Raw genomic sequence first — 20,405 nt, 5'->3', positions numbered from 1 at the left:
GTTCGGCTCAACATCGTTGGTGGTGATGTTGAGCTGTTGTCTGGGCCCGGGGCGGGATTGTGACCTCGATCGAGCGGACCGCCTACCCGCGGTTCAAGCGGCTGATCACCGCGCATGAGCTGCATCTGTTCTTCTCGCCGACTCGGGATGAGGTGGCGTGGGCGTCCGGGGCGACGGACTGCGATGAGCATCTCCTGGCCCTGTTGCTGACGTTGAAGTCCTACCAGCGCGTGGGGTGTTTCCCGAAGCTGGAGGACGTCCCGGAGATGGTGGTGGATTTCGTCCGGCGGGCGGTGGAGCTCCCCGAGGGCACCCTGCCGCTGTACCGGGCGGCGAAGACGGCGAAGAACCACCGGGGTCTGGTGCGGCAGCGGGTCGGAGTGGTCTACGACCAGGCGGAGGCCCGCAGGGTCGCGGAGGCGTCGATCCGGAAGGAGGCCGCGGCGAAGAACCGCCCGGCGGACCTGATCAACATTGCGCTGGAGAAGGTGGTGGAAGCCGGGCTGGAGCTGCCGGCGTTCTCCACCTTCGACGCGATGGCCTCGACGGTCCGCAAGGAGGTGAACGCCGCGATCTGCGCGGGCATCCACGACCGAATGAGCGCGCCTGAGCGGGCGGGCTTGCTGCGGCTGCTGGAGGAGCGGGACGCGGACGGCACCACGCCCTACAACCGGGTGAAGAAGCCGGCCCAGGCCCCGAGCTGGTCGCATTTCAAGCGGCTTCTCACGCAGCTGGACTGGGTCGATGCCCTGGGCGACACCGCGGTGTGGATGGACGGCGTCGCTTCGCGGAAGATCACTGACTTCGCGGGCGAGGCGAACTCGCTGGACGCCTCCGAACTCAAGGCGTACGCGCCGGTGAAGCGGGTCGCGCTGGTGGCGTGCCTGGTGCACAAGGCGAGGATGCGGGTCCGTGACGATCTGGCGACCATGCTCTGCAAGCGGATGGGGACGAAGGTCAAGAGGTCGAAGGAGGAGCTGGAGGCGATCCGGCTCGCCGAGCGGGAGATCACAGAGGCGCTGATCGGCAACTACCGCAGCGTGCTCAAGGACATCGACGAGGATGGTCCGGCCCACGTCGCGCTGGCGAAGGCCGCCGAGATGACCGCCGAGGCCGTGGCCGCCCTTGAGGGGCTGGACGAGCAGGCGCCCGTCGAGGAGATCGCCCGGCGCCTGGGCGGTGAGGTCTCCCTGGCCGTCCTCGCCCTGATGAAGGCCCTCCTGGTGCAGTCCGGCGGGCTCGGCGCGGTCACGAAGACCGTGGAGGGCTTCGGTGGTTTCGCGGGGCAGTACGAGCAGATCGAGAAGGTCTCTGCCCATCACGGCAACTTCTGGGAGGTGCTGCTGTACGGGCAGATCGGCCGGGACCGGGCGCTGATGTTCGACTTGGCGGAGAAGCTGGAGTTCACCGTCACCTCGGAGGACGGGCGGGTGCTGGACGCGCTCGCGCATGCCCAGCGCAACGAGGCCGCTCGCGGCGAGTACATCAGCGCGCTCAGCGAGGACGGGGAGTGGGTCGACATCTCGTTCGCCACGCAGAACTGGCAGAAGGCCGTGGTCGACAGGAGCAGGCCAGGGCAGTTCGTCCGCCGGCACTTCGAGGCGATGGTCTTCACCTACCTCGCCGAGGAACTGCGCACGGGCGACGTCGCGGTGGTCGGCTCGGAGGAGTTCGCCGACTGGAGCGAGCAGCTGATGCCGTGGGAGGTGGTGGAGGAGAAGCTGCCCGCCTACCTGGTGGAGGTCGGCCTGGCCGAGGACGAGGACCAGGCCGCCGCCTTCGACGCCGCCTCCTTCCGCCGCCAGCTTCAGGACCGGCTGCGGGCCGCCGCCGCGGTGGCGGACGCCGGCTACCCGGACAACGAGAGCCTGGTGATCGACCCGGACACCGGCATCCCGTCACTCAAACCGCACCGGTCGGAGGGACAGCGGCCCTCAGCGAAGCGGCCGGAGCAGGAGATCAAGGCGCGGATGCCGGAGCGCACGCTGATCGGGATCTGCGCGCGGACCGCGTACTGGGTGGAGTGGTGGCGCCGCTTCGGCCCGCCCTCGGGCAACGACCCCAAACTCCAGGACCCGTTCGGCCGGTACGTGCTCTGCACCTTCGTGAAGGGCACCAACATGGGCCCGTACGAGGCCGCCCGCCACATCCCCGGAGTGAGCGGGCACGAGCTGGCCTACGTGGCGAACCGGCACTTCTCCCTGGTGCTGCTGAACGAGGCCATCGCCGACCTGGTCAACGCGCACGCCCGCCTGGACATCTCCCGCGCGTGGGGCGACGGCACCGCCGTGGCCGCCGACGGCACCCACATGGACACCTACCTCGACAACCTGTTCGCCGAGACGTCCGTCCGGTACGGGAAGCCGGGTGGCATTGCGTACCACCACATCTCCGACACCTATATTGCGCTTTTCACCCATTTCATTCCGTGTGGGGTGTGGGAGGCCGTCTACATCATCGAGGGCCTGCTCAAGAACGCCTCCGAGGTCAAGCCCACCACCGTGCATGCAGATATGCAGGGCCAGTCGCTGCCTGTCTTTACCCTTGCCCACCTGCTGGGCTTCGACTTGATGCCCAGGATCCGGAACTGGAAGGGCCTGACCTTCTACTGGCCGAGCAAGCAGAGCGAGTACGTGCACATCGACGCCCTGTTCGGCGAGCCGGGCAAGAACGTCATCGACTGGGACCTGATCGAGTCCCAGTTCCGGCACCTGATGCGGGTAGCCGTTTCCGTCCGCGAGGGCGTCATCTCCTCGGCGACGCTGCTCAAGCGGCTGCGGTCGGGGTCACACAAGAACGCCACCTACACCGCGTTCCGCGAGGTCGGCCGCGTCATCCGCACCGTGCAACTGCTGCGGTATCTGACGGACGCCCCACTTCGCCGGCGGGTGACGGCGGCGACGAACAAGGTCGAGTCCTTCAACCGGTTCTCCCAGCGGGTCGGCTTCGGCAACCAGGGCGTCATCGCCGACAACGACCCCGTCGAGCAGGAGAAGGCGATGAAATTCAATGCTTTGTTGACGAACGCGGTGATCTTCCACAACGCCCTGGACATCGCCGAGATCGTCCGCCAGCTTCTGGAGGAGGGATGGGAGATCGACCCGGAAGACCTGGCCCAGGTCTCCCCATACCTGACCGAGTACATCAAGCGGTTCGGCGAGTACAGCACCCACGAACTCGGTATCCAGCCCGAGGCGTACGACCCCAAACTCGACGTCGACTTCACCCAGCTCCGCGAACAGGAACCGGTCGCCTCCGGCTTCGGCACGGCCGCCTGAGCGCTCCGCGCCCCGTGGCTACTGGGTGCGTTGCGAAAGTGCTGGTCACGCTGTCAGTGGCCGGACGGGAGGGTGTTAGCGTACGGGCACATGAACGACAGCGTGTACGTCGGCAACGCTGGCAGGGATGCGGCTCTGGACCGGGGCTGGCTGCTCGGGCACTTCACGGATGCGGGCGATCCTCGCCACAGCGATGCCGTAGAGATCAAGTGGGCACTCACCCGCGGGGCAACACGCGGCCGCAGCGTTCTGCTGGCGCCAGGGCGACCACGTCGTATGGGGCCAGGGCGTGGACCATTCCTGGGTCGCGGAGGAGGAATCGGTGGTGCTGACCGTGCGATGGCCATCCGCCCCCGGGATACGCAGTACCTCGGGCCGAGGAGCGGGCAGCGGCCTCAGCTACGTGAGTGCGGGAGTACTGGTCACAGCCATTCGTTAAGGACTGCGATCAGCGGCGGAGTGCCTGCCGTGCGTCATCTGGGGACCGGCCTGTTCCGGTGTACTCGGTCGCGCAGAACAAGCAGGGTCCAGCCTCGGCCGGCTGGATCGAGCGGTTTGGTCGCGGCGGTGAAGAGTTCTGCGACTCGGCGGTAGGAAAGCCGTCCTCGGCCGGTGACCGGGCAGCGGTCGGCTGCCGGTGTGGTGGCGGGGGCTCGTCGGTCGGTGATGAACACCGGCCCCGCGGTGCGCCCGGCCAGCAGCATGGGCAGCAGGCGTGCCGTGCCCGGTCCCCAGCTCAGGGGTTCTACCGCGCGTTCCTTGGTGCGTCGGCCGGGTAGGTCGAGGTGGTCGATGTTGAGGGCGAGTGCCTGTTCGACGGGGGCTCGCGACTCGTGGAGGAGATGCCACAGAGTCAATTCCCTGAGCGGAGCCCGCAGGGCGAGGGCGGCGCAGGCCCGCTCCGGGTTGGCGGCAGCCGCTCTTGCGGCCGTGGAAGCGCCAGAGGGGGGATGTGCCGGTTCAGGACATGGCGTTGGCGGTGCGAGTCCGCTGGCCGGGTCTGTAGTGATCCAGCCTTGCGCCAGCCACCAGGCTGTAGCTGCTCGAAGGCAGGCCAGTTCGCGGGCCATTGTGCGTGGTTGCGCAGCAGTGGCGCGGTAGGCCAGCCCCCGCTGCAGCCGGTCCGGGGCCTCCGGGTCGTCGAGCAGGTTAAGAGGAACGACAGGCGGGTGGGCACCCCGGCGCTCACGCCCGGTCGGGGCCCGGCGGTCGACCAGTGGCCAGGCCCACCCGTGCAGCGAGATGCGGTAGACGCGGCGGGAGGCGCTGCCGAGGTCGGCCGCAGCAAGGTAGCGGTCGACGGCGGCGCCGTATTCCACCGGCGCCGGACGAAGTGTGCCCACGCCCTCGGTTTGGCGCTTACTCACGCTAGCCATCCGCAGTAAATGAACTTCATGGAGACCGCCTTCCCCTTCGGCAACTGACCTTATCACCAGGCATGTTGCAGTAAACGCAGGCCATTTACTGCGCCAACTCATGTGGAAGTAAACTTGCTCGCGGAAGACTCAGCTTTCTTTCACGGAAACGCTTGCAGGGAACAGGCTGACGGAGGAAGAGTGCGGACCCATGACGCTTCGCACTCGCCCTCCCGCTGCACTCAGGCCCCGAACAGCCGCTCACCGTCTGCGCGCGCTGCGGCACTCCCGGTTCCGACGCTTCCTCGTCGGCCAGAGCACGTCGCTGCTCGGCTCCGGGATGAACACGATCGCTACGACCTTCGCCGTGCTGCAGCTGCCTGGCGGCGGGGTCGACGCTGTCGGCGTGGTGATGGCGGCTCGGATTCTCGCGGTACTGGCGGCGCTGCTGCTCGGCGGAGTGTTCACCGATCGGCTCGGGGCCCGTGCGGTCATGCTGACAGCGGATCTGCTCCGGTTCGCCTCCCAGGGCGTGCTGGCCGTGCTGCTACTCACCCACAGCGCAAGGATCTGGGAAGTCGTCGCGCTGGCGGTGGTCCTCGGAATCGGTGAGGGAGGGTTCAGCCCGGGCCTGACGGCTCTGGTGCCCGGCCTTGTTCCTGCGGACGACCTTGCGGACGCCAACGCGGTGCTGCAGATCGCCCAGGCTGTGGCCTCGGTCGCGGGGCCAGGCCTGGCCGGCCTGCTCTTCGCGGTCTCTGACGCGGGCACAGTGGTCGCTGTCGACGCGGTCAGCTACGGCGTGAGCGTCCTGGCCCTGGCCGGGGTGCCCTTGTCACAGTCGGTCGCGCCCGGCAGAGGATTGTTCACCGACCTGGGACGCGGCTGGAAGGAGTTCACCTCCCGTACATGGCTGTGGGTCACGACCCTCCACATCAGCCTCTTCAACTTCGTCCTCTGGGCACCATTCCTGGTACTGGGACCGACCCTCGCCCAGCAGCGGCTCGGCGGCGCGAAAGCCTGGGGGCTGGTACTGGCCCTCGAGGGCATCGGCTCGATCGTCGGCGGCTTGGCACTGCTCGGCAGGAACCCCAGCCGTGCACTGGCCTGGTCCATGGCCGCATCCGTCGGCTGGGCCATTCCGGCGGCCGCGCTCGCCGCGCGGTTGCCGCTGGCCTGCGTGGCAGCCGCTGCACTCCTCGCGGGAGGCGGTGCAGCGGTGTGCAACACCCTCTTGACGACCGTCATCCAGCGCGAGGTCCCCGCCGAGGTCCGCGGACGCATCAGCGCCTTCGACAGCCTGGGCGCCTTCGCCCTGGGGCCGCTCGGACTTGCACTGGCAGGGCCGGTATCGGGTGCCGTGGGAGCAGACCGGCTCCTGGGACTCGGTGTGCTGTGGCAGCTGACCGCAGTCGCGGTGGTACTGGCGCTCCCGTCCGTGCGAAGACACGACGCAAAGTCTGACCGCGACTGCTCTGCTCGCGATGACCGACCCCGCGATGCGCTCTCCGGAACCGCTCAACACACGGCCGAAACCTGAGACAAATGAAGTCGACAAGGCATAGGAGGACAACCAGTGCTTGACGATGCCAGCAGCATCAACCCGAACACGAACCCGGCTTCCGTAGTCCCGCAGGTCGTCGAACTCGCGCACTACACCAAAACCGATCTGCACAACATCAGCGGCGGCGATGCCGATCCGTTCGAGGTTGCGCAGGCTGGCCTGGTCTGGCTGTCCAAAGAGCGACACTTCGGCATCCGGTCGGGGAATCGCCTCGTGGCGCACGCGGGCCTGGTGGTGGTGCCTGTAGCGGTTGGTGGGACGCATATTGACGTAGCAGGCCTGGGGGGTGTGATCGTCGCCCCGGATCTGCGGGGGCGCGGACTGGCTCGGCTGGTCGTGGCAGCCGCTATGGAGCACGCCCAGGAGACCGGGCTGGAGTTCGGGCTTCTCTTCTGCCGGCCGGATCGGCTTCCTTTGTACCGGCGGATGGGATGGGTGCCCCTCGACGGCGACATACATGTCGAGCAACCCATCGGAAGCGTCACCATGCCGCTTCGCGGCATGTGGACGCCGCTGCGTGATGGGGCACGGTGGCCATCCGGGCCGGTACACGTTCTGTCGTTGCCGATGTGACCGGTTACGTAGTGCGCGATGGCAGAGGCACAGGCCAGGAGCCAGAGGACGAAGGCCAGTTTCACGGATCTGTATCGCCGGCCTTGCCGTAGCAGACGGCGCTCACCGGCCGCAATTGCGGCCGGTGGCACTCTCGTTAAGGTCACCCACGTCAGGCACTTGTACCAGGTCCGCCCACCCCGATGAGCGGATTCGCGGATATGCGTGCCCGGTGTACATCCCGCCTCTACCGTCCAGCCCGAATGGCGATCACGGGGGTGACGAAAGGGGCCGGTGTGGGGCGGGATCTGGGTCTGGACGGGGTGGTGGACCACTTCACCCTGTCCGATGACGAGACGGGTTGGTTACGGAACAAGGCCGGATCCACGAGGCTGGGCTTCGCCGTCCAGCTCAAGTTTTTGACCTGGCGCGGCCGGTTCCCCAAGACCCGTCTGGAGCTGCCGCCCGACGCGGTCGAGCACGTCGCCAAGCAAGTCGGCGTCGCGGCCTCTCAGCTGGCGTTCTACGACTTCACCGACCGCACCGCCCAGCGGCACCGCACCGAACTGCGCAAGCTCACCGGCTGGCACGAGTGCACCACCACCGACAACCTCAAGCTCGTCTCCCACCTCGTGGATGCGATCTGGCACGACGAGCGGCGAGACGAGTAGATACAGGCCGAACTGTTCCGGCAGATGCGGTACGACCTGATCGAGCCCCCGACCCCGGATCAGGTCACCTCGATCATCCGCTCCGCGCTGCACCAGGCCGACGAGCGTGCCGCGGCCCCCGTACCGGGAAGGCCACCAACGCCGCCTTGTACGCCACCGCGATCCGGGTCAGCCCGCCTCCCGCGCGGCGGTGTCGGCACCGATCCAGCCGGCGCCGACGACCACGATGTCGTGCTGCCGGGCGAGCACGGGCCGCAGCCGCTCGGCGTGTCCAGGGTGCGCAGCAGGTGCACGCCGGGCACGCCCTCGGTGCCGGGCAGCCGGATCGGTTCGGCGCCGGTGGCGAGGACCAGGACGTCGTACGGGACGGGCCCGGCCTCGGTGTCCAGCTCGTGGTCGGCGGGGCGCACGCCCAGCGCCTCGCAACCGAGCCGCAGTTCGATGTCGAGCGAGTCGAAGTCGACGTCGAACGCGGAGCCCTCGGACGTGCCGAGCAGCACGGCCTTGGACCACGGCGGCCGGTCGTAGGGCTGATGGGGTTCGGCGCCGATGAGGGTCACGGTGCCCGTGAAGCCCTGTTCCCGCAGGGCGACGGCGGTCTGCACCCCGGCCATGCCCGCGCCGACGACGACCACGCGCCGCTCCTGCCCCGCGCCGCCGCGCGAGGTGCCTTCTTGCGCTGTCTGCTCGCTCACGCGCTCACCATGGACAACTGACAAATCGTCAGTCATCGGGCGTGCTGGGTGACCTGTTCCACAACACTCGTCCCGGTGCCCGCCTGCGACTCCCACCGCCAGGTCTCCTCCAGCCGCACCCGCCCGTCCGGAAGCTCCACGACGGTCGACACGCAGTGCCCGGAGGAGGTGGTCCCGTCCTGCTTGAGCTGCACGTACCGGAAGTCCAGCCGGTCGCCCTCGCGGGTGCCGACCAGGTGGCCGCGCACGACGTCGCCGCCCGCGTACTCGGCCCAGATCTCGCCGTCCTTCTCGTGGTACGCGAAACGCGTGCGGGTACCGACCTGACCTGGGGCTTGATCCGCCACAGGGGCGAGGGTCAGTCCGTCGAGCGATCGGGCCATGGACAGGGGCCTCCCTTACAAGAGCGGCGCTTCGCGGGCTAGGGTGGCCACCGTACAAGCACTCGCGGGAGCCCGGACGCACCGGGCTGAGAGGGAGGCTGGGCGGCCTCCGACCGTACGAACCTGATCCGGGTCATGCCGGCGAAGGGAGGGGCTGGACGCCCATGTCGTCTCGTACGTCCGATACGTCCGACGTCCTCGTCATCGGGGGCGGAATCATCGGCCTGGTCACGGCCTGGCGCGCCGCGCAACGCGGGCTCGCCACCGCCGTGGTGGACCCCGAGCCCGGCGGCGGGGCCGCGCGGGTCGCGGCGGGGATGCTGGCCGCGGTCACCGAACTGCACTACGGCGAGGAGACGTTGCTCGCCCTGAACCTGGAGTCCGCGCGCCGCTACCCGGACTTCGCGGCCGAACTGACCGAGCTGACCGGTCACGACCTCGGCTATCGCCGCTGCGGCACCCTGGCCGTCGCGCTCGACGCCCACGACCGCTCCCACCTGCGCGAACTGCACGCTCTTCAGCAGCGCTCCGGACTAGACTCGCAGTGGCTGTCCGGGCGGGAGTGCCGGCGCCTGGAGCCGATGCTCGCGCCCGGTGTGCGCGGCGGGCTGCGGGTCGACGGGGACCACCAGATCGACCCGAGGCGGCTGGCCTCGGCCCTGGTGGCCGCGTGCGAGCGGGCCGGGGTGGTCCTCCACCGGTGGTGGGTCGAGCGGCTCGACGTCGTACGGGACCGGGCCGCCGGTGTCACCACGACGGACGGCGTCGCGCTCACCGCGGGGCAGGTGGTGCTCGCGGGCGGGAGCCTGAGCGGGCGCCTCGCGGGCGTGCCCGAGCACCTGCTGCCTCCGGTGCGGCCGGTGAAGGGGCAGGTGCTGCGGCTGACCGTGCCGCGCCGGTACGCGCCGTTCCTCAGCCGTACCGTGCGGGCCGTGGTGCGCGGCAGCCAGGTCTACCTGGTGCCCCGGGAGAACGGCGAGCTGGTCGTCGGCGCCACCAGCGAGGAGCTGGGCTGGGACACGACGGTGACCGCGGGCGGCGTGTACGAGCTGCTGCGCGACGCCCACGAGCTGGTGCCCGGCATCACCGAGCTGCCCCTCACCGAGACCCGGGCCGGGCTGCGCCCCGGCTCCCCGGACAACGCGCCGCTGCTCGGCCCGTCCGGCCTGGACGGGCTGCTGCTGGCCACCGGGCACAACCGCAACGGGGTGCTGCTGACCCCGGTCACCGGGGACGTCATGGCGGAGCTGCTGACCGGCGGCGAACTGCCCCCGGAGGCCCGCCCGTTCACGCCCCGGCGCTTCGGCGCCGCACTCGTGGAGCAGCCCGCATGAACGACTCCTCAACCAACTCCGTCACCGGCCCCGCCGCCGCCTCCGTCGCCATCTCCGTCAACGGGGAGCGCCGCGAGGTCGCCGCGGGCACCGCGCTGGACGCCCTCGTGGGGTCGCTCACCGTGGCGTCCTCCGGGGTGGCGTGGCCGCCGCCGTCAACGAGACCGTCGTCCCGCGCACGCGGTGGGCGGCCACGGCCCTCGCCGAGGGCGACCGTGTCGAAGTCCTCACCGCCGTCCAAGGAGGCTGACCCATGGCCGACGATCCCTTCGTCCTCGGCGGTGTGCCCCTCGGCTCCCGGCTGATCATGGGCACGGGCGGCGCGCCGAGCCTGGACGTGCTGGAGCGGGCGCTGGTCGCCTCCGGCACCGAGCTGACCACGGTGACGATGCGCCGGGTCGATCCCGGGGTGCACGGCTCCGTGCTGTCCGTGCTGCAGAAGCTGGGCATCAGGGTGCTGCTGAACACGGCGGGCTGTTTCACGGCGGGTGAGGCCGTGGTGACCGCCCGGCCGGCCCGGGAGGCGCTCGACACCGACTTGGTCAAGCTGGAGGTCATCGCCGACGAGCGGACGCTGCTGCCGGACCCGGTGGAGCTGTTGGAGGCGGCGGAGACGCTGGTCGACGACGGTTTCACGGTGCTGCCGTACGCCAACGACGACCCGGTGCTCGCGCGGAAGCTGGAGGACGTGGGCTGTGCGGCGGTGATGCCGCTGGGCTCGCCGATCGGCTCCGGGCTCGGCATCCGCAACCCGCACAACTTCCAGTTGATCGTGGAGCACGCGCGCGTGCCGGTGATCCTGGACGCGGGGGGCCGTGCTGACGGGGGCGGGGCCGGCGGGCCGGCGCGGGGGGCGGATACTGGATCACGGTCCGCCCGGTGGTGATCCGTCGCCGTCCGTGGCGGCCGCCCGGGCGCCGCGTCGATCCCGCGCGTCCGAGGCCCTGTTCGCCCTGCTTCGCGCGGATCGACGAGGAGAGGCCATGCCCGCCCTGCTCATACTGAACTACGACGTGACCGACCCTCAGCGCCTGGACGCCTACCGCCGGGCCGCCGCCCCCGTCCTACTGGGCCCGGACGCGGGGAAACTGCTCGCGAGCACCGACCGGACCGTCCACCTGTCCGAGGGCGGGCGGCCGGCCGGCGGCACCCACACCGTCGTCCTGCGTTTCGCCGACGCCGAACAGGCCCGCGCCGTCTACGAGTCCGAGCAGTACCGGGAACTGCTGGAGGAGCGCCTCGGGGCCACCCGCCCGTTCACGGCGATGATCGTGCCCGCCCTCTGAGGCGGGGCCGCGGCGGCGCGCGGAGCCCCTGTGGGGGACCCGCGCGCCGCCGCGGCCGCGGGCCGTGCGCCGTAGGTGTTAGGGGACGCGGAAGCCAGTAAACTGCCGGCAGGCGGCGGCATCGCCGTTTTTCATCCGGCGTCCGCGACGACGAGGATGTCCGGGTCGCCGGTCTTCCATTGACGTGCGGTGATCAGCCGCTCGACCAGCTCACGCAACTGCCGGGCGGTGACGGTGGCGCTGTCGTCTCCGGGCGTCAGACGCAGCGCGTCCAGCGGTGCGGTCCACGAACTGCGTCCCGGTTCGAGCGCGCAGATGATCGAGTACGGCCGGCCCGGAACGGGAATGTGCTGGTCCTTGCCGCGTCCGTAGGTGTGGCAGAGGATCCGCTGCGGTGAGGTGTGGGCGTCGGGTCGCAGCCAGCAGGTGATGTCGATGGCCAGGACCAGTCGGCCGTCAGCGGCCCGAGGCAACGGCACCTCTGCCAGTGCCCGCTGCAGCCGACTGGTGTCGATGCGGCCATGAGCCACCGCCGCGTAGAGCCCGCCATGGCCCCGGCGGTGTTCGCCCACCAGCGACAGCTCGGCCAGTGACCTCACCGGGCCGTCCCCGCACAGGACAGCGTCGGCCAGCTCGAACAGCGCGTCCGAACGAGCGGTGAGGCAGGAGTAGAACTCGCCCCGGAAGCGTGACAGTTCCGCCAACGGCTCTCGCCGGACATCGTGATGCAGCAGACTCATCCCCACGGCCTTCGCGCTGGACGTGTGTGTTCCTTGGTCGGAGCACATGTTCAGACGAAGGCCGTTCTCACGTACGCCGATTACCACACCGAGTGATCAAGTACGACGCATCGTTCGACGCCCGAGGTTAAAGATCAAGCTAGCGGGGGTCCTTGCGCATGCACCACGTGCGGGGTCCGTTGTCGGGGAGCAAGACCTCGGCTGTGACCTTGAAGCCGAGGCGCTCGTAGAACTTCACGTTCCGCTCGCTGGAGGTTTCCAGGAAAGCCGGGTACCCAGCGCGTGCAGCCGCCTCAACGCCGGGAACCAGCACCGTGCTGCCAAGGCCCTGGCCTTGGGCTTCAGGGGTGACTCCCACCGTGTTGAGGAACCACACCGGCTCTTCCGGCCGGTACAGAGCGATGGCCTGCTCCGCGGACTCATAGGCAGCCGCCCGGTCACCGGCGAGGTCGCCAAGCAGCAGGCCGACCTCGGCAAGGGCGGGCGAGGGGTCCTGGTCAGGAGTGGCCCAGACCGCGACAGCGCGGCCCCTGTCGGCAACCCACACGCGGCCGTACACCATCCCGACGCGGGTCAAGCAGAGCTCCTGGAGGCGTCGGACCCGGTCCTCGTGGTCGTCTGCGGCGACCACGTGCCGGGTGTAGGGGTAGTCAGCGAAGGCCCGGGCGAGGGTCTCGACAGCGGTAGGAACGTCGGCGTCGGTGATGGGGCGTGCGGCAGGGGCGTCAGGGTGGTGCGGCATGCCGGTTGAACGATCTTGCCGGAAGGTGAGTTCCCAGGGGCTATTTGTCACTTCACGTCACGTCACACCGTGCTCGAGCTCAAGCTCCCGCATCGACATGCCGCCGCGATGGTCACGCCGGCTCGCCGCGTACAGCTCGACCTTTCGACATGCGGCATGACCAGCACCTTTCACCAAGAGCATCCCGATGCTGCCCTGGCAAGAGCGCCCACGCCTCCCAAACTCATCAACATCACCCCACCCGTGGATCAGGGCGCCTCCCAAGCCGATCGACAAGTGACGTCACTACTGCTCGATAAAGCCAAGCGGTCTCCTCGCTGACGCGGGCCAGGTGCAGGGTGGGGGCCGCACTTCTGCGGCGTCTGTTCGAGACGCTTGCCGGGCCCGTCGCCCGCCCCGGGCAGGCCGGGTCCTTCTACCGGGGCCTGCGCACGGTGGCCGTCGACGGGACCCTGCTGCACACCCCCGACGACGATACGCTCACCTGGCGCTACCCCAAGCGGGCCGGGGAGAGTCTGGAGTTCGGCTATCCGCTCCTGCGGCTGCTGGCCTTGGTCGAGTGCGGTACCCGCGCGCTCATAGCCGCCGCCTTCGGACCGGAGTCCGAGGGTGAACTCCCCTATGCCAAGCGGCTTCTGACCGCCCTTGACCAGACGATGCTCCTGCTGGCCGACGCGGCCTTCGACGGCAACGAGTTCCTTGATGCCGTCCATCACAGCGGGGCACGGTTCCTGGTGCGCTCCGGGGCCCGCCGCGTCCCCACCCCCGCCGAGCACCTGGGCGACGGCTCCTACATCGCCCGCATCGGCTACGGCGTCCTGCGGGCACTGCTGCCGGTACGCGTGATCGAGGCGACCCTCACCGTCACCCTGGCCGATGGCACCGTCCGCACCGAGCAGTGGCGGCTGATCACCAATCTGCTGGACCCCGTCCGTTTCCCGGCCGCCGAGCTCGTTGATCTGTATCACCGCAGGTGGCAGGCGGAGACCACGTATTTTTCGATCAAGGCCACGATGCTCGACGGCCGCGTCCTGCGCTCGCGCAGCATCGATGGCCTCGACCAGGAGGTCTACGCCCTGCTCACCGCTTACCAGGCTCTGATCCGCGCCGGCGACGACGCCCTGACCGGACGGCCGGAAGTACCCATGGAACGGATCCGTTTCACCGTCCTGCTGGCCGCCGCAACCGATACCGTCACCGCCGGCCATGGAATCTTCCCCGGCACCCTCATCGACCTGGCCGGCACGATCGGCCACGCCGCCCTGAGCGACCTCCTGCCCGCCCACCGACGGCAACGAGTCAAGGCCCGCACCCGCAAGAACCCCACCAGCAAGTACGGCCCGAACGCCGGACAGCACCCCCACAAGGCCCAGAACTACACCGTCCACACCACCGTCGCCTTCTTCGCCCACGGCTTCAATAGCCGCTCACGGCGCTAACGCAACGGTGTTGGTGAACCCTGTCACCAACGTCCGTGGACAGAACACCTAGGTAGTCGACGCCGTTCTCGACCGGGGGTAGTTCACCTCGCTCGTGGGCTGCGGCGCGGGCTTCTGCTTGGGCATCTTCTCCGGCATGAGAGCAGGCTAGCTATCGACGGCCAGACCGCGTGTTGCTGCACAGCACAGCCCATCCCCCTGCGACACCCCAGCACACACAGTGACTGCAACGACGCTTGGGCAGCAGTACTCGCGACAGTTGAATACGCGAGCCCACCAGTATGGGACCCCCTCAACATGCGAGCCCACCAGTTCCGGGGCCGGGCCAGCTGGCTGTGACCCGAGCACCGGTCGGGTGGTCGGTAACGCCTGTTGCCGTCGCCACGCACTGCGGCCGCCAGGGACGTTGTGGTTCTGGTCCTTGATATACGCGTCCGTGCCGCCGCTGGACAGGCGAGGCGGGCCATGGGCTCGTTACCGCGTGATTATCAGCGTGTTACCGCTTCCGAAGAAGATCTTCTGCATGAGCCACCGCGGCAGGGTGACTTCGTCCTCGACCCCCCCTGTCGCAGACAGCCCTGCTCTCACGAGCCGGGATCGAGCAGAACGGAAGGGAACCCCAATGAACAAGCGACTGCGCCGGGCGATGGTCGGAGTCCTCGCCACCGGCACCGCGGTGACCAGCCTGATGGTCGGCACCGTCGGCACCGCGTCGGCAGCCGCCGGCGAGAGCTTCCTGTACCGGGGCCAGACCCTCCACGCGGGCCAGATGATCCACCGCTACACCCCGAAAGGCTGGGAGATCCAGCTGGTCATGCAGACGGATGGCAACCTGGTCGAGTACTTGGCCGGGTTCAGCGGCGGCGGCCGCTACGTCTGCTGGGCGTCGAACACCAACACCGGGTCCGATTACCACGCGACGTATCAGCAGGACGGCAACTTCGTCGTCTATGCGCCCTCCGGCAAAGCCGTCTGGGCGTCGAACACTGTGGGTGGCAGCGGCCAAACCGTCGACATGAACGACATCGGAGTCCTCTACGTCGGCAACAAGGCGATCAACGGCGGCTGCTGATCCGGCGCGATGCTGCTCGGCCGCGGGCTGTGAGTATTCGCAGCCCGTGGCCGAGCAGCATCGCGGTCAGAGTGCCGGCACCCTGACCGCGTGACACTGCGATGGGGGGATCTTGCAGGCTGCTGGTATACCCCAGCGGGGTATGAGACCTGTGTTGGGTGGCGGAGAAACGAAGTCATCGCTGCCCCATCACCCATGGGCTACAACAGCCGCATACGGCTCCGGTCATGCCGCGCAAGGCGATCCGTGGCGTGGGCCTGACCTGGGCCGCGACCACCGCGCATCGCACGATCGAGTTGGTGGACGGCGTGGTGGCGCGGGACGTGGTCAACGACGCCGTGGTGGGTCAACGTCGTGCCGATCGGCGCCCTGCTCATGGTCGGTGTCACCGCGCTCATCCCGGCGCTGCGGGCCGGCCGGATGCCGGCCGTGCGGAGCCTGGTCGTCGGCCGCGCCCCCAAGGCCAAGCGCGGTCAGGCGACGCAGCGCCTGGCCAACCGGCTGCCGCTGCCCCGGGGCGACGTCGCTGGGGCTGGCCCAGCCGTTCGCCAAGCCGGCCCGGACCGCGCTGGTCGGCGCGCGGTGGTGAGCGACCTCCTGGCCTCGCAGATGGGGATCCACGCCGGTGACACCATCACCGTGGTGCAGGACACCAAGTAGCTGTCGCTGCGGATCGTCGGCATCGACTTCGATACCCACGCCTCCTTCCTGTCAGTCGTGACCGACGGGGCCACGTTCACCGCGGCCGGCCTGACCCCGCACATCGACCGGTTCAACGTCGAGCTGGCCTCGCACTCCAACGGTCCGGGCTGGTCCGCCTCGGCCGCCGCGCTGGCCCCACTGAACGCCTTGGTCGAGCAGAACCCGGGCGGGAGCCAGTCCGACGTGGTGTTCACCATGAGGGCCCTGGTGCCCACGCTCACCGGCCTGGTCGCCGGGCTGATCCCGCTGCCGGCCGGGGAGATCGCGATCGCCCTGCTCGGGGCGCTGCTGGCGGCCGGCTGGGCGGCCCGGTCGCGGACGGCCACGGCGCTGCGGACCGAGTAGGCGCCGGCGGCGACAGCGCTGCCGTCAGGTTGCAGATCCTCTCAAGGGATCTGCACCCTTTTCTCGCGAATCGCCGAGCCCTTGACGGGTGTCGGAGGGGTTTTCGTTCTGTGGAAGCGGTGGCGCCTTCCCGCCTACATCAGACTCAGATCGCTGCGCATCAGCGTCGATCAAACGGCCAGGGATATTCGTACTCTTATACCAGTACCCTGCCTCATCTCGTGAAAGCATCAGGTCGCCCGCTCGTCACCCGTCTGTTAGCCGGTGGTTGGAGCGGCTCGCCACTGTGACGACACGCGTTCACGTGCCTGCTCCAGGGCTGCCGCCAAACCCTCCGCACCGACGGTTCCCAGCTGCCGGACGATCTCCAAGGCCTGCGCCAGCTCAGCCTCGCCGGCCCCCGGGCGGTCCTGGTGCCAGTACGCCAGTCCGAGGCCTTCGAGTGCTTGCGCTTCGTGCAGTGGCGCGTCGACGGCCCGAGCCATCTTGAGTGCCAGGGCGTAATGCGTCTCCGCACCGGCGAAATCCGATGCCGCGGCGGCCAGGGCGCCGAGCCCGTTGCGTGCCTCGATCACACCGACCGGGTCCTGGAGTTCTTCGAAGACGGCCAGCGCGTGGTGGAGATGGGTCGCGGCGATGCGGTGCCGTCCGCCCAGCCGGTGGACGGCACCCAGCCCCGCCAGCACATACGCCTGACCCATGCGGTTGCCCATGTGCCGGCACAGGGCCAGGGCCTGGCGCAGGTTCGCCCAGGCCTCGTCGAGCAGGCCCCGCGTGGACTGCACACCGGCGAGGCAGGTAAGCGAGTAGGCCAGGGTGAGGCGTTCGCCGATGGCCCGGCATAGCTCGGACGCCGCGCGCAAAGTGGTCTCCGCCTCGGGGAAGCGGCCGATCCGGCCTAGTAACACACCCAGATCGGACAGGATGTTCACCTCGCCGATGCGATTGTCCAGATCCCGGTAAAGCCCCTGCGCTTCTTGCAGGCTGGCGGCCGCCGCCGGATAGTCGCCGGTGAGCTGCTGGATGTCGCCCAGCTGGGCGAAGACGTTCGCCACCCCCAGCCGGTTTCCGCCGGCCCGGAACATCGCCAGCGCGCTGCGAAGAGCTTGCTCGGCCGCACCGAACCGCCCACAGACCTGGTCGATGTGGGCCTGGCAGACCAGAACCACGGCCTGGCCTTGCTGGTCACCCAGCTCTCGGAACAGCGCACCGGCTTGTGACAGGTCCTCGGCCCCGGCTTCATACTGTCCCGACAGTCGCCGCAGCGCGCCGCGCTGACTGAGCACGGCCGCCTTCCCACGGATGTCGGTGAGACTCTCGAACAGTCCCAGCGCCGCGTCGAAAGATTCCTCGGCACTCAGATACCGGTCGTTGTAGCGTTGCGCGACACCAAGCTGAACCAGTGCTCTGGCCGACCGATGGGCATCGTCGATCTCCCCAGCCCTCGCCACCGCCGCGTGTCCGAGCTGTTCGGCTTCCTTCAAATGGCCGGTGGTACGCATGGTCTCCTGCAGGGCCGCCGCGAGATCGACGGCGTGCCGCGGCCGTCCGTGGCTCATCGCGAACTCCACCGCGGACCGCGCGTTGCCAAGCTCGGCCGCCAGCCAGGCGCGCGCCTCGTCCTCCCCGGCCGGCTCCGGCGCGGCCCAGGCGACCGGCGTCCCGTCGACGACTGTCCCGGGAAGGGCGATGCCCGTCGAGACCGTCGACGACTGCCGGTCGGCCATCGTTGACAACTGCCGGTCGGCCTTGGTCGCCGCGTCCACGTAGTAGTCCAGCAGCCGGTCCAACGCCGCCTCGCGCACCTCCGGCTCGTCGGCGGCGGCCAGGCTTCGGGCATGCTCGCGGATCAGGTCGTGCATGCGGTAGCGGCCGCGCACCGGTTCCTCGACGAGGTGCTGCTCCTCCAGGTCGCGCAGCATCCGCCAGGCATAGGCCGGATCGATGCCACCCAACGCCGCCACCACGTGCCGATCGACGACGTCGACCGGCGACAGCCCCAGCAGCCGGAACATCATCCGCTGTTCTGGGGCGAGCATGCGGTAGGAGAGTTCGAACGCGGCGGCCACCGACACGTCCTCGGCGGTCAACGCCGGCAGTTGGCGGTTGGCCACGACCAGATCGTCCACCAGGTCCGAAGTCCGCCAAGCCGGGTAATGGCGAAGCCGCGCGGCCATCAGGTTCACCGCCAGCGGCAGCCCCCCGCACAACCGGACCACTTCGCGCACACCCGGTTCGGAGTCGATCAGGCCCGGCCGCGCCGCCTTCGCCACGAACAGCCGTGCCGCCGCCTCCGGACTCAGCACGTCCAGCGTAATCGGGCTGACGTCATCCAGAGCGAGCAGCCGCCGCCGACTGGTGAGCAGGACCAGGCTTTCCCCCGGTTCTGGAAGCAACGGCCGCACGTACTCGCTGCTGACCACATCGTCCAGCAGCACCAGCAGGCGACGGTCGGCGACCAGCCCGTGCCAGTGCGCGGCGCGCGCCGCCGACTCCGGCGGGATCTGTTCGGCGGGTACGCCCAGCTGCGTCAGGAGCGCGTGGAACGCGTCGGCGACTGTCATGGGCTGGGTGTTGGGGGCGTGCCCGTTCATGGCGAGGAACAGCTGGCCGTCCGGGAAGTGGTCAGCCAGGCGGTGTGCGGCGTGGACGGCGAAGGCGCTCTTGCCGACGCCGGGCATCCCGTCGATCGTGAAGATCCGCGCTCCGCCGGAACCGACCGGGCTGAGCGCGGTCGACAAGAGCCGGTCGAACTCATCATCGCGGCCGGTGAAGCAGGAGGCGTTCTTCGGCAGGTACGAGTGCGAAGGCCTCGCTCCCGAAGCAGGGTCCTGGGACGGAGCTGTGGGTCGTCGCGAGCGGGGATCGTCGGCGGCGTCGGACGATCGGCTCCCTGCTCGGGGAGCGGCTGCGAGCTCTGATGTGGCCGGGCTCGCACCGTCGCGGTCTCCGGGATCCCGGCTCACACCGGCGACGGTCTCGGCCGCGCTCACGTCCTGATCGGCGAGGATCCGGCGCTGCGTCTGCTGCGCCGCGGCGGACGGCTCGATCCCCAACTCGTCGACCAGTGTCCGCCGCAGCCGCTGGTAGACCTCCAATGCCTGCGCCGATCGGCCTCCGCGATGCAGCACCTGCATGAGCTGCAAGGAAAAGGTCTCGACGAGCGGGTGTTCCGCCACCGCCGCCGCGAGACGCGCCGCCAGCCCGTCGTGGATCCCCAGCCGGAGCGCCGCGTCGAAATGCCACCCGAGCACTTCTTGGTGCGCCTCAATCAGATGCCGCACCTCAAGGTGCACGGCGTCCACCGGCGTGCAATCCATCGGATTCCCGCGCCACAACCGCAGCGCCGCACTGGTCGCCTGACTCACCTGCGACCAGTCCTGCGAGGCGCGCGCCTCCTGCGCGCCACCCATCAGCGCCATGAACTCGTCGGCGTCGAGCTCCCCTTCCTCCACTCGGAGCAGGTAGCCCGACGGCACAGTGCGCACCCGCTCCTCGGCTCCGCTTTCAAGGATGCGCCGCAGCCTACTGATATGGTTCTTCAGCGATGCGGCGGCGGTCGCCGGCGGATTCTCACCCCACAGTGCCGCTTGCAGCGTTCCGTGTGTGACCGGCCGATTCGCTCGAAGCAGCAACACCGACAGCAGCGCCCGATGCATGGCACTGCAGATCATCACCGGCCGGCCATCGACCTCGACTTCCAAAGGCCCCAGCAGCCTGAACCGCACCCGAACCCCCTTGCCGCCCTCAGCCATACCGCCCACCCCGGGCGCGCCGAATGTCCCCGGCTCGGCTGCCCCGGAATGCTGTTCTTTGATCGGAAGCGTAGCGCGGGGGATCAAGCCTGGCGGCCAGGTGATCAAAATCGCCCGGGTCTGGGGGGCGACTCTGTGAGGCAAGGGCAATTCCTGTGACGGGATACTCGCCGGGGTAGCGAGCGCTGGCCGCACCGAGCCCTGGATCAAGCGGCCTCAACCGGACATTTCCTACACTTCGGCTCAGGCCTCGAAAGCCCCTCAATCCAGGCATCTCCTGGGGGTGGAACGAAGAAGTAGCCGCCTCCGGTGGTGAGGGTGTACTTGGCCATGGCCTCTCCCTCCAGTCGCTTCTGCACAGCCTCGAAGCCCTCGGCCAAGTCCTTTTGAAAGCATGAGAGTGCGGAACGTGAGCTCTTGTCCGTTTCGTGGTTGAGGTTGGAGAAGGAGCGCTGGTCACGGAGTGAGGCTGGCCCTCAGGCTTCGGGGCGG

General features: G+C 69.2%; 15 protein-coding genes, 6 pseudogenes and 1 riboswitch. Of the genes and pseudogenes, 14 read left to right on the top strand and 7 right to left on the bottom strand.

Annotated elements, in window-relative coordinates:
• Positions 1 to 59: 59 nt before the first annotated feature.
• Positions 60 to 3,278 (top strand): Tn3 family transposase, encoded by a 3,219-nt coding sequence (locus tag ACWDEX_RS34320; protein ID WP_450468385.1) that lies wholly within the window; start codon positions 60 to 62, stop codon positions 3,276 to 3,278.
• 90 nt (positions 3,279 to 3,368) lie between these two features.
• Positions 3,369 to 3,717: pseudogene (locus ACWDEX_RS34315) on the top strand (signal peptidase I).
• Between the two features lie 34 nt (positions 3,718 to 3,751).
• On the opposite strand, the gene ACWDEX_RS34310 reads toward ACWDEX_RS34315, so the two are convergent.
• Positions 3,752 to 4,645, bottom strand: coding sequence for a hypothetical protein (locus tag ACWDEX_RS34310; protein ID WP_450468384.1), 894 nt, complete (start codon positions 4,643 to 4,645; stop codon positions 3,752 to 3,754).
• Positions 4,646 to 4,844: 199 nt separating this feature from the next.
• On the opposite strand from ACWDEX_RS34310, the gene ACWDEX_RS34305 reads away from it, so the two are divergent.
• The 3 genes from ACWDEX_RS34305 to ACWDEX_RS34295 all read left to right on the top strand — a co-directional run bounded on the left by ACWDEX_RS34305 (position 4,845) and on the right by ACWDEX_RS34295 (position 7,420).
• Positions 4,845 to 6,173, top strand: a complete 1,329-nt coding sequence (locus ACWDEX_RS34305) for an MFS transporter (RefSeq protein ID WP_450468383.1) — start codon at positions 4,845 to 4,847, stop codon at positions 6,171 to 6,173.
• A gap of 36 nt (positions 6,174 to 6,209) precedes the next feature.
• Positions 6,210 to 6,770: a GNAT family N-acetyltransferase gene (locus ACWDEX_RS34300; RefSeq protein WP_450468382.1), complete on the top strand. Its 561-nt coding sequence runs from the start codon at positions 6,210 to 6,212 to the stop codon at positions 6,768 to 6,770.
• 242 nt (positions 6,771 to 7,012) lie between these two features.
• Positions 7,013 to 7,420: a DUF4158 domain-containing protein gene (locus ACWDEX_RS34295; RefSeq protein ID WP_450468381.1), complete on the top strand. Its 408-nt coding sequence runs from the start codon at positions 7,013 to 7,015 to the stop codon at positions 7,418 to 7,420.
• A 171-nt stretch (positions 7,421 to 7,591) separates the two neighbouring features.
• Here ACWDEX_RS34295 and ACWDEX_RS34290 read toward each other — a convergent pair.
• Both ACWDEX_RS34290 and ACWDEX_RS34285 read right to left on the bottom strand, forming a co-directional pair.
• A pseudogene (locus ACWDEX_RS34290) lies at positions 7,592 to 8,115 on the bottom strand (FAD-dependent oxidoreductase); the annotation flags it as partial.
• Positions 8,116 to 8,147: 32 nt separating this feature from the next.
• The gene (locus tag ACWDEX_RS34285) at positions 8,148 to 8,498 is read right to left on the bottom strand and encodes a hypothetical protein (protein ID WP_450468380.1); all 351 of its coding nucleotides are present in this window, start codon (positions 8,496 to 8,498) and stop codon (positions 8,148 to 8,150) included.
• A 54-nt stretch (positions 8,499 to 8,552) separates the two neighbouring features.
• Positions 8,553 to 8,665: riboswitch (TPP riboswitch) on the top strand.
• Here ACWDEX_RS34285 and thiO point away from each other — a divergent pair.
• From thiO to ACWDEX_RS34265, 4 genes and pseudogenes are all read left to right on the top strand, one after another.
• Positions 8,663 to 9,832 carry a glycine oxidase ThiO gene (gene thiO / locus ACWDEX_RS34280; RefSeq protein WP_450468379.1) on the top strand — a complete coding sequence of 390 codons (1,170 nt, stop codon included), beginning with the start codon at positions 8,663 to 8,665 and terminating at the stop codon, positions 9,830 to 9,832. (Overlaps the previous riboswitch by 3 nt.)
• Positions 9,829 to 10,082: pseudogene (gene thiS / locus ACWDEX_RS34275) on the top strand (sulfur carrier protein ThiS). Before thiO ends, thiS begins: the two are co-directional and overlap by 4 nt.
• Before the next feature lie 3 nt (positions 10,083 to 10,085).
• A pseudogene (locus ACWDEX_RS34270) lies at positions 10,086 to 10,643 on the top strand (thiazole synthase); the annotation flags it as partial.
• A gap of 172 nt (positions 10,644 to 10,815) precedes the next feature.
• Positions 10,816 to 11,118 carry a DUF1330 domain-containing protein gene (locus ACWDEX_RS34265; RefSeq protein WP_450468378.1) on the top strand — a complete coding sequence of 101 codons (303 nt, stop codon included), beginning with the start codon at positions 10,816 to 10,818 and terminating at the stop codon, positions 11,116 to 11,118.
• A 134-nt stretch (positions 11,119 to 11,252) separates the two neighbouring features.
• Here the strand turns inward: ACWDEX_RS34265 and ACWDEX_RS34260 are convergent.
• Positions 11,253 to 11,858, bottom strand: a pseudogene (locus ACWDEX_RS34260) (transposase); the annotation flags it as partial.
• 139 nt (positions 11,859 to 11,997) lie between these two features.
• On the bottom strand, positions 11,998 to 12,600 hold the full coding sequence (locus ACWDEX_RS34255; RefSeq protein WP_450468377.1) for a GNAT family N-acetyltransferase: 603 nt from the start codon (positions 12,598 to 12,600) through the stop codon (positions 11,998 to 12,000).
• 69 nt (positions 12,601 to 12,669) lie between these two features.
• Here ACWDEX_RS34255 and ACWDEX_RS34250 point away from each other — a divergent pair, with 69 nt between their 5' ends.
• The 5 genes from ACWDEX_RS34250 (at position 12,670) to ACWDEX_RS34230 (ending at position 16,158) form a co-directional block, all read left to right on the top strand.
• The gene (locus ACWDEX_RS34250; RefSeq protein WP_450468376.1) at positions 12,670 to 12,921 is read left to right on the top strand and encodes a hypothetical protein; all 252 of its coding nucleotides are present in this window, start codon (positions 12,670 to 12,672) and stop codon (positions 12,919 to 12,921) included.
• Between the two features lie 17 nt (positions 12,922 to 12,938).
• On the top strand, positions 12,939 to 14,039 hold the full coding sequence (locus ACWDEX_RS34245) for an IS4 family transposase (RefSeq protein ID WP_450468375.1): 1,101 nt from the start codon (positions 12,939 to 12,941) through the stop codon (positions 14,037 to 14,039).
• 622 nt (positions 14,040 to 14,661) lie between these two features.
• Positions 14,662 to 15,111 carry a hypothetical protein gene (locus tag ACWDEX_RS34240; RefSeq protein WP_450468374.1) on the top strand — a complete coding sequence of 150 codons (450 nt, stop codon included), beginning with the start codon at positions 14,662 to 14,664 and terminating at the stop codon, positions 15,109 to 15,111.
• 354 nt (positions 15,112 to 15,465) lie between these two features.
• Complete coding sequence (locus tag ACWDEX_RS34235; protein WP_450468373.1) at positions 15,466 to 15,771, top strand: hypothetical protein; 306 nt, start codon at positions 15,466 to 15,468, stop codon at positions 15,769 to 15,771.
• A gap of 57 nt (positions 15,772 to 15,828) precedes the next feature.
• Positions 15,829 to 16,158, top strand: a complete 330-nt coding sequence (locus ACWDEX_RS34230; protein ID WP_450468372.1) for a hypothetical protein — start codon at positions 15,829 to 15,831, stop codon at positions 16,156 to 16,158.
• Between the two features lie 257 nt (positions 16,159 to 16,415).
• Here the strand turns inward: ACWDEX_RS34230 and ACWDEX_RS34225 are convergent, their stop codons facing one another.
• Positions 16,416 to 19,913, bottom strand: a complete 3,498-nt coding sequence (locus ACWDEX_RS34225) for an AfsR/SARP family transcriptional regulator (protein ID WP_450468371.1) — start codon at positions 19,911 to 19,913, stop codon at positions 16,416 to 16,418.
• 206 nt (positions 19,914 to 20,119) lie between these two features.
• Positions 20,120 to 20,305, bottom strand: a pseudogene (locus ACWDEX_RS34220) (hypothetical protein); the annotation flags it as partial.
• Between the last annotated feature and the right edge of the window lie 100 nt (positions 20,306 to 20,405).

This window comes from Streptomyces sp. NPDC001020, from assembly GCF_053599115.1.
Note: the sequence above shows the minus strand (reverse complement) of the source record. Positions and strands in the feature narration are given on the sequence as shown.